Below are 12,984 nucleotides of genomic sequence, written 5' to 3'. Positions count from 1 at the left end.
CGGGCGACTTGTGGCGGTTTCCGGCGCAAAAAGAACTTGCGACCGCGAGCGGGCCTGTCGGATTTTCCAGATCTTAATTTCATCGATGGGCAGAATTATTTTCCGGAACTGTCGGATGGCGTATCTGGCAAAAATCAGCACCGGCCCCCAGGGCCTGCAGCTGGGCTTCTGGAAGATCCTGGAAAACCAAAACAGGCAGGTTACTGTGACACATCACGGTGTGGCAGACGGTACCGGTGACCTGCTGGGCACCGGTTTGCCAGTCGTGGGCACTCATCGCGATCAGGTCGGCGCCCTCCTCGGCCGCGGTCGCGTAGATGCGCTCGGCAACGTTCTGCCCAACAAGGAGTAGCGGGCGGACCTTGATACCGTTTTGCAGTTGTTTGGCGATTTCCTCGAGGTAAGCCTCCGCAGCGCGACGGTTACACTCGACAAACTTTTCCCGCGTGGCGTGTTCCTCTCGGGTGATTGGCATACGCCGGGGCATCTCCGGTACGGCAATTACCTGCAGGAGTATCAATTCCACCTCCTGCCCACGCATCATCGATGCCACTTGGCAGGCCACCCACTCGGAGCGTGGTGAACCGTCCATCGATATCAAAATGCGGCGGTAGGATGTCTTTTCCGCGTCCGATGGCGTCTCGCCCGGCCGCACGATCATGAACGAGCGCCCGGAACCGCTGAAAACCTTCTGCGCGGTACTGCCAAAGTCAAAGCGGGTGATCCCCCCTTTGCCATAAGCGGTAAACACGATCAGGTCGATATCCATTTCTTCGCAATACTCGACGATCTGCTCCGCGGGGCGACCCTCCACCACGGACAGGGTGACCTCGATATCCTTCTCAGCGATACGTTCTGCGACCCGGTTGAGGTAGCTACGCAATTCTGCCCTGCGCAGCCGCCAATCCACCGGATCGATACTCTGCTCACTGGTGTGGTTCTGCGACCTCTGAACGTGCAGTAAATGGATTTCCGCGCCGGTGTTACGCGCGAGCATGATGCAATGCGTGATTGCCTCTTCAGCGATAGTCGATCCATCGAGAGGCAACAAGATGTGTTTGAATGGCATGTCTGGCTTTCCCGCACAAAAACGTGCAAAGCAATTTGTGGTTCGTGGAAGATTTGGACGCCTTCACATTTTTGTAATTCCCATCGCGCGGCTTATCGCCGTTCTTCTGATTTCGTTGTGGCGCCGTCAAAGCTTAGTACGACAATGTTTAAGAATACTCATGAGTGAATTAACTCGCGTTGAATGAGGAGCCAATTTATGGGCAGCCCGAAAAACCACCGTGCCCAGATAGCGGATCTATATGTACTAAAGTAGATTCCGTTGCGTGGACTCTTGCGGCCGCCGCCGACCACCAACTCGCACCAGTCCCAGGCTTGCCCCAAATCAAGTGCGTTCACTATGAAAGAAAACCGCTATATCCGCTGGTTCGACACTATCGGCCTCGACGATATTGCCGATGTCGGCGGCAAGACCGCCTCGCTGGGGGAAATGTACCGATCCCTTGCGCCCCAGGGAATTCGCGTTCCCAACGGCTTCGCCATAACCTCTGCCGCCTACCGCGCCGTACTTGACAGCGCCGGTGCCTGGGAACCGCTGCGCAAACTGATCGCGGATGTCCCTAACGTAGATAGCGCGCAGCTGGGGAAAATAGCCGCGGAATCGCGCAAGATCGTGTACGAAGCGGGCTTACCCGACGACTTGAAGGGCGAGATCACTAAAGCCTATGTACAACTGTGCGAACAATACGGCCCGCAGTTGCGCCTCGCCGTGCGGAGCTCCGCCACCGCCGAGGACCTTCCCAGTGCCAGCTTTGCCGGTCAGCACGAGAGTTACCTGAATATTGGCGATAAAGACGGCCTGCTCGATGCGTGCAGGCGCTGCTTCGCCTCTCTGTTTACCGAGCGCGCCATCAGCTATCGCGAACGCAATGGTTTCGATCACTTTAAGGTTTATCTGGCCATAGCGGTGATGAAGATGGTGCGCTCGGACCACGCTTCAAGCGGCGTGATGTTCACTCTCGATACCGACAGCGGCTTTCCGGATGTCGTGTTTATCAACTCTGCTTTCGGTCTCGGTGAAAATATTGTGCAGGGCGCGGTAGATCCGGATGAATTCTATGTGCACAAACCCACCTTCGAGCAGGGGCACCGCTGTGTGCTACGCCGGCAACTGGGCGCCAAGCAGCAGACCCTGGTGTGCGATGAGGACCTGAATAGCCAGGAACTGCACAATATCGAGACACCGGATGCGCGCCGGCGCCATTACAGCCTCAGGGATGACGAGATACTGACACTCGCGGGCTACGCCATCACTACCGAGAAACACTACAGTGAAAAGCGCGGCGCGCCCTGCCCTATGGATATCGAATGGGCCAAGGACGGCGATGACGAGCAGCTCTACCTGTTGCAGGCACGCCCCGAAACCGTTGCCTCACAGAAACCCCGCAACGTCCTGCAGCGCTACAAATTCCACTCCAAGCCAGACAGCCAGTCCCTGCTCGCAAAGGGGCGCGCCATCGGTACCGGTATCGCGAGTGGCAAGCTACGCAGAATCGACAGTGTTGAGCAGCTGGCGGATTTTGAAGACGGCGAAGTGCTGTTTGCCGAAAGTACCAGTCCGGACTGGGGCCCGGCCATGCGCCGGGCCGCAGCGCTGGTAACCGAACGCGGCGGCCGCACCTGCCATGCGGCCATAGTGGCGCGTGAATTCGGCATTCCCGCGGTGGTCGGCATCGGCGATGGAGGACGCAACCTGACTGATGGAGAATCTGTCACGCTTTCCTGCGCCGAAGGCGATGTGGGCATGGTCTATGCCGGCGAGATCCCTTTCGATGTAACGACCACCGAGCTGGACAATGTGCCGAGACCGAAGACCAAAATGATGATCAACCTGGGTAGTCCGGAACAGGCATTCCGCCTGAGCGCCCTGCCCTGCGACGGTGTAGGTCTTGCACGCATGGAGTTTATCGTCAACGAGCATATCAAGGCCCACCCGATGGCATTGGCGTGCCCGGACAAAATCGAGAACGACGACGACAAGCAGAAACTCAGCCAACTGATCGAAAATTATCCAAGCGGCGCTGACTTCTTTATTGAAAAGCTGTCCGAGGGTATTGGCACCATCGCCGCCGCCTTCTACCCGCGACCGGTCATTGTGCGGACCTCGGATTTCAAGACGAACGAGTACGCTCGTCTGATCGGTGGCGCGTCTTTCGAGCCCCGGGAGGAAAATCCGATGCTGGGCTTCCGCGGTGCCGCGCGCTACGCGCACGAGGCTTATGCAGATGGCTTCGCTCTGGAGTGCGCCGCGCTCAAGCGCGCGCGGGAGACCATGGGCTTCACCAATATCAAAGTGATGATTCCCTTTTGTCGCCGTATTCCTGAGGGTGAACGGGTATTACAGACGATGTCTGCACACGGGCTCCAGCCCGGTTCGAATGATCTCGCGGTCTATGTGATGTGCGAGATACCGAACAACGTCGTGCAGATTGACGCCTTCAGCCAGCTGTTCGACGGTATTTCCATCGGCTCCAACGACCTGACCCAACTGGTGTTGGGCGTCGATCGGGATTCAGATATCGTCGCTTTCGATTTTGACGAGCGGGACCCTGGTGTGCTCGAAATGATCCGCCAGGCGGTAGAAGGTGCCCAGCGCAATAAGATTCCCGCAGGAATCTGCGGTGAGGCACCGTCGAATTACCCGGAAGTGGCGGAATACCTGGTAAAGCTGGGAATCGATTCGATCAGCCTCAGCCCCGACGCCCTTTTGCGCACCATCGAAAAGGTCGTCGCTATAGAAAAAAGTTGAAAAAGGCAGTCCCTGCCTTTCTCAACTCGCCATCTCATTAATTATTTTCGATGACACAGCGGAGAGTAGACCTGCCGGGTCTTTCAACTCTCCTCCGGCCTTCCATGACCGGCTATTGAAGCGCCTGAAACAGGCAACAACGGTCGGATTGTTTCACCCGAGCCGATCGCCCGATTGATCTGGATCAAGTCAGGCGGCTATTGGCAATCAGTTCTCCGCCAGCGCGGCTGGCCCATCGACAGAACCGGCCCACTCCTACGATGGAGGATCCCCGGATCGCCGGGATTTTGTGAACAACAAGAGCAGCTCCATCGCCAGCAGCTGCAGTATCGCCACCGCCAACAGCGCCACCCACTGCTTGGCACCCACCGGCGAGACACCCAGGACATGCTGCATCAGTGGCGAGTAGAGAGAAAGAATATGAATGCCCTGTGCCGCCAAAGTGCCCAGCAGTAACACCGGATTGGCAAAGAACGGCTGGCGGAATATTGAACGATTCTCGGAGCGGCTGTTAAACACCTGCACATTCTCGAACAGCACCATCAGCAGCAACACACTGTTGCGCGCCGCGTCTACGTGCCAGCCCTGCTGCAGCAACCAGTAGAAACAGCCGAAGGCAAGGCCGCCCATCACCAGTCCGGAGGTAATCACCCGGCGCAGCATCAACGGGTTAAACAGCGATTCTTTCGGCCGCCGCGGCGGTCTCTGCATTTCGTCACCTTCACCCGGCTCCAGTGCCAGACCGATGCTCTGCACACTGTTCGTGACCAGGTTCAGCCATAACAGCTGTACCGGTGTCAGCGGCAACGGCAGGCCGAAAGTGGTGGTCAGCACGAACAGAACGACTTCCGCGGCGCCGGTGGAGATCAAAAAGAAGATGACTTTGCGGATATTCTGGTAGGCAATTCGGCCCTCTTCGACACCGGCGACCACCGATGCAAAGTTGTCGTCGGTCAGCAGCAGGTCGGCCGACTCCTTCGCCACTTCCGTGCCCCGCTGCCCCATAGCCACGCCGACGTGCGCGCTTTTCAGCGCCGGCGCATCGTTCACGCCGTCGCCGGTCACTGCGACGAACTCCCCCTGGCGCTGCAGCGATTGAACGATCGTCAATTTCTGCTCCGGCGAAACGCGGGCATAGATACGGGCGCCCGCGGTCAGCGCATCAATCGCCTGGGGCCCATCATTTGCCGCCCGCTCCAGCTCGGCGCCGGTGACTGCGTGCTCCCCGGAATCTGCCAGCTCCAGCTCCCGCGCAATACTGATGGCCGTGTGCGGGTGATCCCCGGTCAGCATACACACGTTGATGCCCGCTGCCCGACATTCCGCCACCGCCGCGGCCGCCTCGGGACGCAATGGATCGAACATGCCTACCAGGCCCAACAGGCAGAGGTCGGATAAACCCGCCGCAGAAAGTCCCTCCACGCTGGACCGGTGCCCTTCCGCCAGCGCCAGAACACGCGCTCCGCGCTCGGCCAAACGCTGCATCTGCGCCACCGCCCGCTCACCATCCAGAGCCACATCGCCATCGGCAGTGGCCATGTGGCTCGACATCGGCAGCAGTTTCTCCAGGGCGCCCTTGACGCAAACCAGCTGGCGATCGCCATCTGCGTGCAGCGTGGCGGCGAAACCCAGTGCCGGTTCGTAGTGAATCTGCCCCTCCAGCCTGTGCGCGCGAAGTAGTGCTTTCCGCTTGTAACCGGTCTTGTGCGCCATGACCAGCAACGCCTGATCGACAGCATCGCCACTGCTGTGCCACTGGCCATTTTCCAGCGGGTGCAGCTCCGCCTCATTGCACAGGGCTGCGACCCGGGCAACGCGGGCCATCAGGGCGTGGTCCTCTACCTGTGGATCTGGATCCACAGGGAGGCTGCCGCCATTGACGATATAACTGCCGCCATCGCAGAAGCCAACTTCTCGCGCAGTGAGCTGGTTTTCGGTCAGGGTGCCGGTCTTGTCGGCCGCAATGACCGTGCAGGATCCGAGACTTTCCACAGCCACCAACTTGCGCACGATCACATGGCGCTTGACCATGCGCCGGGTGCCGATGGAGAGCACCACCGTCAGCGCCATCGGCAAACCCTCGGGGATGGCAGACACCGCCAGGGCGACCACTGTCATGAAAATAACCAGCGGCGGCGTGTCTCGCGCCAGCTCGATCAGGGCCAGTACAGCCACCGTGCCCAGCAGCGCAATGGTGAGTTTCTTGCTGAAACGCTCTATGCGCTGGAACAGTGGCGGCTGGGCGGACTCTGCCGACACCAGGCTGAGACTCAGCTTGCCCATCTCGGTATGCAGCCCGGTGGCGGTCACCAGGCCGCGGCCGCGGCCGGAAGAAACCAGACTGCCGGCGAAACATTGATTGTTCCGCTCAGCGACCGGAGCTTCTTCCGCGCACAGGACGTCGCTGTCCTTGTAAACCGGCAGTGATTCGCCGGTGAGCACCGACTCGTCCACTTCCAGGCCCGTCGATTCCACCAGACGCAGATCGGCGGGCACACGGTCGCCAGACGAGAGCAGCACCATATCGCCGGGAACCAGTGCCTCGGCGGCGATTTCACAGGTTTCACGGTCGCGGATTACCCGGGCGCGACTGACCATCAGCTTGCGCAGCGCCAGTGCGCTGCGATGTGCGTGGTATTCCTGCAGCGCACCGATGAAAGCATTGAGCAGCAGTATCAGGCCGATAAAGGAGGCATCGGCCAACTTGCCGACACTGAGGGAAACCAGCATCGCCGCCAGCAAGACGTAGATCAACGGACTGATGAACTGGCGCAGGAACATCCGGGGAAAGCCCGGCGGACGTGGCAGCGGCAGCTCATTGGCGCCAAAGCTTTCTCGGCGACGGTCCGCCTCCGCAGTCGACAAACCCGTGTCGCTGCTGTCCAGCTGGGCGGCGACTTCCCGCGGCGACAGGCAATGCCACTGGCGCTGTGCGTCTGTATCAGTCATGAGGCTATTGGCGTGTTCAAGTTGCACAGCGGTTGGGTAAATATGGGGAATCTGACCCTGCAACATTAGTTGAAAAACTTTACGTCCCCGCATCCCGACAGCCTCGCGCCGATCGTCCAGAACGGCGCGCAATCCCCCCAGAAAGCATAACAGTCACCATTGCCCCATACTTTAGAAATAGCTGCGAGCATCAAATCGGGAAAGCTGCCATGCGACAAATAGGCGCGGAGCTCTTACTGGACGAACTTTCCATTGACGATCTGAAAAATGCTGCTGCATTCGGCGCTTTGTCCGACGAGGCGATGAAATACCTGTTAAAAAACGGGCAGATCCACGTGTTACGTAAAGGCGAGACGCTCATCGAAACCGGCAGACCGTCAGGTTCCTTCTATATCGTTCTGAAAGGTTCCCTTTCCTACTACCAGGACGCGAATGGCCACATTGAGCATATCTACGATTTCCATTTTGGGGAGGCGATTGGCTTTGTCAGTATGATCGCGCTGACCCCGTGGCCGGGCACGACAATAGCCGCCAGTAGCAGTTATGTACTGGAGGTGAACTCAGATCTGTTCTACACCCTGCACTGCGAAATGCCATTAGACTTCGGCGTGCTGCTGATCAACCTGTCCCGGGAGTTGGCGCGGAGGATTCTGGGTCTAATCCAGACGGTGGCGGAACTGAAACGCGATAATCCTTGAGGTGAGGATGCCGGCGATAAGGTCTCAACCACAGGGTAAGCCAACGAAACGACTATGCCGCGACAAACGATCCGCAAACAAAGTGAAGACTGGGAGCTGATTCCCAATCTGCTCGACTACGACGCCGCCCGGCGAAATTTTTCCTGGGAACACGAACGGGAGCTGCTCGACGGAATGCCCGGCGGCGGGCTCAATATTGCCCACGAGGCAGTCGACCGCCACGCCGCCGGTGATCGGTGCGAGCACCTGGCACTGCGCTGGCTCGACAGGAGCGGCGAAGCGACGGATTTCAGCTACGGCGACCTGAGCCGGCTGACCAACCGCTTCGCCAATGTCCTCCGGAACCTCGGCGTCAAGAAAGGCGAGCGGGTCTTTGCACTCAGTGAGCGGATTCCCCCGCTCTATATCACCGCGCTCGGTACGCTGAAGAACGGCAGCGTCTTTTGCCCTCTGTTTTCCGCCTTCGGGCCCGAGCCGCTGCACTCGCGCCTGTCTATCGGCGAGGCCAAGGTCCTCGTCACCACCGAAAGTCTTTACCGGCGCAAGGTCGCCGCCCTGCGCGACTCACTCCCGCACCTGCAGCACGTGCTGCTGGTGCGAGACAGCGCACAGGAGAAACATCCCGACGACACCCTCGATTTCCAGCAACTGCTGGACGCCGCCGCGGACGAATTCCCGGTATGCAATACGAACCCCGAAGATCCCGCCCTGCTGCATTTCACCAGTGGCACCACCGGCAAACCGAAGGGCGCCATCCACGTCCATGAAGCGGTGGTGGCCCACCATGCCAGTGCGCGCCTCGCCCTCGACCTTCACCCACAGGACGTTTTCTGGTGCACCGCAGATCCGGGCTGGGTCACCGGCACCAGCTACGGCATTATCGCGCCGCTGACGATCGGGGCGACCATGATCGTGGACCGACAGGAGTTCGAACCGGAGCGCTGGTACGGCATTTTGCGCGACCACATGGTGAGCGTCTGGTACACGGCCCCGACTGCGGTCCGCATGATGATGAAACACGGCGCCGAACTGGCGCGCAAGTTCCAGCTCCCGGCACTGCGTTTTATGGCGAGCGTCGGCGAGCCGCTGAATCCCGAGGCGGTACTCTGGGGCGAAGAGGCGTTCGAGCTGCCCTTCCACGACAACTGGTGGCAGACGGAAACCGGTGGAATCATGATCGCCAACTTCGCCAGTATGGATATCCGCCCCGGTTCCATGGGCAAACCGCTGCCGGGCATCGAGGCGACTGTAGTACGCCGGCGCGAAGACGGTTCGGTGGAATTAATCGAGGATGCGGATCGCGAGGGTGAGCTGGCGTTGAAGCGCGGCTGGCCGTCGATGTTCCGGGGCTATCTGCACGAAGAAGAGCGCTACAGGGCCTGCTTCAGCGGCGACTGGTACCTCACCGGTGACCTGGCGCGCCGCGACGAAGATGGCTACTTCTGGTTCGTGGGGCGCGCCGACGACGTGATCAAATCATCCGGGCACCTGATCGGTCCGTTCGAGGTGGAGAGCGCGCTGATGGAACACCCGGCAGTGGCCGAAGCCGCCGCCATCGGCGTGCCAGACCCGATCGCCGGCGAAGTGGTCAAGGCCTTCGTATCCCTGAAACCTGCGCACCAGCCCAGCGAGGCACTGCGCACCGAGCTGTTGGCCCTGGCGCGCCGCCGTCTGGGCCCGGCGGTCGCGCCACGACAGATCGAGATTCATGACAACCTGCCGCGCACCCGTTCCGGCAAGATCATGCGCCGATTGCTGAAAGCGCGCGAACTCGGTCTGCCCGAAGGCGACACATCGACACTGGAGAGCCGGGAATGACAGGAAAACCCTCGCAAGTCAGCCGCGAACAGGGCCTGCAATGGCTGACCGACATGACCCGGATTCGCCGTATGGAGGAAAAGTGTGCAGAACTCTACGGCCAGGAGAAAATTCGGGGCTTTCTGCACCTGTATATCGGCGAGGAGGCAGTCGCCGCCGGTGCCATCCCGGAGCTGGGCGAAGACGCCGCCGTCGTCGCTACCTACCGCGAGCACGGCCATGCGCTAATGCACGGCATTTCCATGAATGCCATCCTCGCGGAGATGTTTGGCAAGCGCGAGGGTTGCTCGCACGGGCGCGGCGGTTCCATGCATTTGTTCGATGCGGGGACGCGCTTCTATGGCGGCAACGCCATAGTGTCCGGCGGCCTGCCGCTGGCCATCGGCCTGGCGCTGGCAGACAAGATGAAAAACCGCCGGCGGATTACCGCCTGCTTCTTCGGTGAGGGCGCGGTGGCCGAGGGCGAGTTCCACGAATCCCTCAATCTGGCCGCGCTCTGGCAACTGCCGGTACTGTTCATCTGCGAGAACAATCTGTACGCCATGGGCACCGCGCTGGCGCGCTCGGAATCGGTGACCGATATCCACCAGAAAGCGAAATGCTACGGCATCTTTTCCGCCGCAGTGGACGGGATGGATGTCATTTCCGTCAATACGGCGGTGCGGGACGCGGTAAAGAGAGTCCGTGAAAAAGCGGCGCCCGCTTTCCTGGAAATGCGCACCTACCGTTTCCGCGCCCACTCCATGTTCGACCCGGAACTCTACCGCAGCAAAGAAGAGGTAGAGCAGTGGAAGCAGCTCTGCCCAGTTGCCACCCTGACTGCACGGCTGCGCGCACAGAAGGTGTTGAACGATGCCGATGTGCAAGGAATCGAAAAATCGGTAGCCGAGGAAATCCAGAACGCCGTGGATTTTGCCAATGCGGGCCACTGGGAACCGGTGGAGGATCTGCTGAAGGACACCTACACGGAATCGATTTTATCGAATCTTTTTACCCTGAACACCGCCATAAACAACCAAAACATTCGAAATGATTGAATTTAATCGATCGATAAAAACCTGGATATCCGAATGATCGGACAAGAAGCCCAATGAAAACCACCTACCGCGAAGCCATGCGCAGCGCACTGCAGGAAGCGCTCCAGCAGGACGAGCGGGTCTTCCTGATGGGCGAGGACGTGGGCCGTTACGGCGGCTGCTACGCCGTCAGCAAGGGTCTGCAGGAAGAGTTTGGCGAAGAGCGCATCCGCGATACGCCACTTTCCGAGTCCGCCTTTGTTGGCGCCGGCATTGGCGCCGCACTTGGCGGCATGCGCCCCATCGTCGAAGTCATGACGGTCAACTTCAGCCTGTTGTGCCTGGATCAGATAGTGAACAACGCCGCCACCCTGCGCCATATGTCTGGCGGTCAATTCAGTGTTCCGGTAGTGCTCCGCATGACAACCGGCGCCGGCCGCCAGCTGGCCGCGCAGCACTCGCACAGCCTGGAGTGCTGGTATGCCCACGTGCCCGGCTTGCGTGTAATTGCGCCCGGCACCCTGGAAGATATGCGCGGCATGCTGCGCCTGGCACTGGAGGATCCGGACCCGGTGATCATTTTTGAACACAACGCGCTGTACAACCGGGAGGGCGAGCTGGCCGAGGACTCGTCAATCACGGATATCCGCCGCGCCGCGGTGCGCCGAAACGGATCGGATGTCAGCCTGATCTGTTACGGCGGCAACCTGCACAAGACGCTGGACGCCGCCGAACAACTGGCCGAGGGCGGTATCGATGCCGAGGTGGTTGATCTCAGATCGCTGCGACCACTGGACGATGAGACAATTCTCGCCTCGGTGCGCAAGACCCACCGCGCGGTATTGATCGACGAGGGTTGGCGCAGCGGCAGCCTGGCCGGGGAGATCGGCATGCGCATCGCCGAGCAGGCATTTTACGATCTCGACGCGCCGCTGGCGCGGGTGTGTAGCGCCGAAGTGCCCATCCCCTATGCCGCGCACCTGGAACACGCGGCACTGCCACAGGTGGACACCATCGTGGAAAAGGTGCGCGAGGTGATGGGACAAAATGTCTGAATTTCGCCTGCCCTCCCTGGGTGCCGACATGAAAGACGCGACCCTGCGCGAATGGTTTGTCGAACCCGGCGACACCGTAACCAAAGGCGATAGTATCGCCGCAGTGGAGACCGACAAGGGAATCATCGATATTGAGGTCTTCGAGTCGGGCACTGTTAAAGAGATTCTGGTGCAACCGGATGAAAAAGTGCCGGTGGGCACGGTGCTCGCGACAATCCGGAGTGGAGGGAAAACACAGGGGCACGCCGAACCCAGAAAAGCCGGCGTCAGCGAGGACAAGCAGGCTCCACCAGAGGACATGCCCCGCGCCCTTAATATCCAGCCACCACCGGGGGGAGAGCGCAAACGCATTTCCCCCGCCGCGCGCAAGCGCGCGCGCGAACTGAGCGTAGACCCTGAAAACATCGTGGGCACGGGGCCCGGGGGCGCCGTCACCCTGGAAGACGTGGCCTCTAGCGCGGGCCCAGCGGCGCCAACAGGAACCGTAGCAGGCACCGCCGAGAAGCAGGCCGAAGCCGCCGCGAGCAGTATGCGCCGCGCTATTGCTGCCGCCGTGGTGCGCTCAAACAGGGAAATCCCCCACTATTACCTGTCCACCAGTATCGACCTGACGCCCGCCCTCACCTGGCTCGAACAACAAAACGCCGAACGCCCTCTTCCCCTGCGCCTGGTCTACGCAATTCTGTTACTGAAAGCGGTGGCAGGCGCGCTGCAAAAGGTGCCGGAGATGAACGGTTTCTTTATGGACGACGCAGCCCAGGTCAAAGACGACGTACATGTCGGCGTGGCGATCTCACTGCGCAGCGGTGGCTTGCTGGTACCGACACTGCGCGATGTACACCGGAAAAATCCGGATGAACTGATGGCAGAATTCTCCGATCTGGTGAATCGGGCCAGAAGCGGCCACCTGCGAGGATCAGAGCTACAGGATGCCACCATCACCGTTACCAGCCTCGGCGAACAGGGTGTCGATACCGTATTCCCCATCATCTATCCGCCGCAGCTGGCGATCGTCGGTTTCGGTTCCATTGTCGAGAGAGTCCGACCGGTCAATCGCGCGCCGCAGGTGCGGCGTGTCATCAACGCAAGCCTTGCTGCCGACCACCGCGCCAGTGATGGCCACCGCGGCGCCCTCTTCCTGGCGGAAATCGATCGCCTGTTACAGGAGCCCGAGAGGTTATGAATCGCGAGGAAATACGAGCACTGGCACTGAAAAAACTTCTCCAGGTCGCACCGGATATCAATCCCGGGGAACTGGATCCGAAAACACCGATTCGCGACCAGTACGATTTCGACTCGATGGATTTCCTGAATTTCACCATCGCGTTGGGACGGGAATTCCAGATGGACATTCCGGAAAAGGACTATGTGGCGATACAGAGCCTGGACGGTGCCGTCGAATACCTGGCGCAGCATATCGAAGGCAGCGCAGAGGAAAACTAGTCACTGTTTTCGAAAGGTCTGGCGTACTCTGGTCGGAAAAAGTTCGGTGGAATCGTCAGCTCATCCCCGGAACTATTCTTGTCTGCACAGTGCAGGAAAGATCACCCGGTATCTGGCACCAGATCCGGCGGCTGCCCGACAGGCTGCGCAGCTCTATAAAATGGCGGCGCACGACAGAGCGCTATGAC

General features: G+C 60.0%; 9 protein-coding genes. 7 read left to right on the top strand and 2 right to left on the bottom strand.

The features are described from left to right. Nucleotides 1–79: 79 nt before the first annotated feature. Nucleotides 80–1,069: a universal stress protein gene (locus tag IG168_RS09915; RefSeq protein WP_193164238.1), complete on the bottom strand. Its 990-nt coding sequence runs from the start codon at nucleotides 1,067–1,069 to the stop codon at nucleotides 80–82. Nucleotides 1,070–1,408: 339 nt separating this feature from the next. Between IG168_RS09915 and ppsA the strand changes: the two genes are divergently transcribed. Beyond that, complete coding sequence (gene ppsA / locus IG168_RS09910; protein WP_193164237.1) at nucleotides 1,409–3,817, top strand: phosphoenolpyruvate synthase; 2,409 nt, start codon at nucleotides 1,409–1,411, stop codon at nucleotides 3,815–3,817. A 255-nt stretch (nucleotides 3,818–4,072) separates the two neighbouring features. Here ppsA and IG168_RS09905 read toward each other — a convergent pair whose 3' ends face one another. Then, nucleotides 4,073–6,766: a cation-translocating P-type ATPase gene (locus tag IG168_RS09905; RefSeq protein ID WP_193164236.1), complete on the bottom strand. Its 2,694-nt coding sequence runs from the start codon at nucleotides 6,764–6,766 to the stop codon at nucleotides 4,073–4,075. A gap of 209 nt (nucleotides 6,767–6,975) precedes the next feature. Here IG168_RS09905 and IG168_RS09900 point away from each other — a divergent pair, with 209 nt between their 5' ends. From IG168_RS09900 to IG168_RS09875, 6 genes are read left to right on the top strand one after another with little or no spacing between them, the layout of a single operon-like run. Continuing rightward, complete coding sequence (locus IG168_RS09900) at nucleotides 6,976–7,464, top strand: Crp/Fnr family transcriptional regulator (protein WP_193164235.1); 489 nt, start codon at nucleotides 6,976–6,978, stop codon at nucleotides 7,462–7,464. A 54-nt stretch (nucleotides 7,465–7,518) separates the two neighbouring features. After that, entirely contained in the window at nucleotides 7,519–9,282 is a 1,764-nt protein-coding gene (acsA, locus tag IG168_RS09895; RefSeq protein ID WP_193164234.1) for an acetate--CoA ligase, read from the top strand. Next, on the top strand, nucleotides 9,279–10,319 hold the full coding sequence (gene pdhA / locus IG168_RS09890; RefSeq protein WP_193164233.1) for a pyruvate dehydrogenase (acetyl-transferring) E1 component subunit alpha: 1,041 nt from the start codon (nucleotides 9,279–9,281) through the stop codon (nucleotides 10,317–10,319). Before acsA ends, pdhA begins: the two co-directional genes overlap by 4 nt. A gap of 53 nt (nucleotides 10,320–10,372) precedes the next feature. After that, a complete protein-coding gene (locus IG168_RS09885) occupies nucleotides 10,373–11,353 on the top strand; it encodes an alpha-ketoacid dehydrogenase subunit beta (RefSeq protein WP_193164232.1) in 981 nt (326 codons plus the stop codon). Further along, entirely contained in the window at nucleotides 11,346–12,536 is a 1,191-nt protein-coding gene (locus IG168_RS09880) for a dihydrolipoamide acetyltransferase family protein (RefSeq protein WP_193164231.1), read from the top strand. Before IG168_RS09885 ends, IG168_RS09880 begins: the two co-directional genes overlap by 8 nt. Further along, complete coding sequence (locus IG168_RS09875) at nucleotides 12,533–12,796, top strand: acyl carrier protein (RefSeq protein ID WP_193164230.1); 264 nt, start codon at nucleotides 12,533–12,535, stop codon at nucleotides 12,794–12,796. Before IG168_RS09880 ends, IG168_RS09875 begins: the two co-directional genes overlap by 4 nt. Nucleotides 12,797–12,984 lie beyond the last annotated feature (188 nt).

Origin of the sequence: Microbulbifer hainanensis, from assembly GCF_014904735.1 — a bacterium.
GTDB lineage: Bacteria > Pseudomonadota > Gammaproteobacteria > Pseudomonadales > Cellvibrionaceae > Microbulbifer > Microbulbifer hainanensis.
The sequence above is the reverse complement of the archived record's forward strand: the minus strand, read 5'-3'. Positions and strand labels throughout refer to the sequence as shown.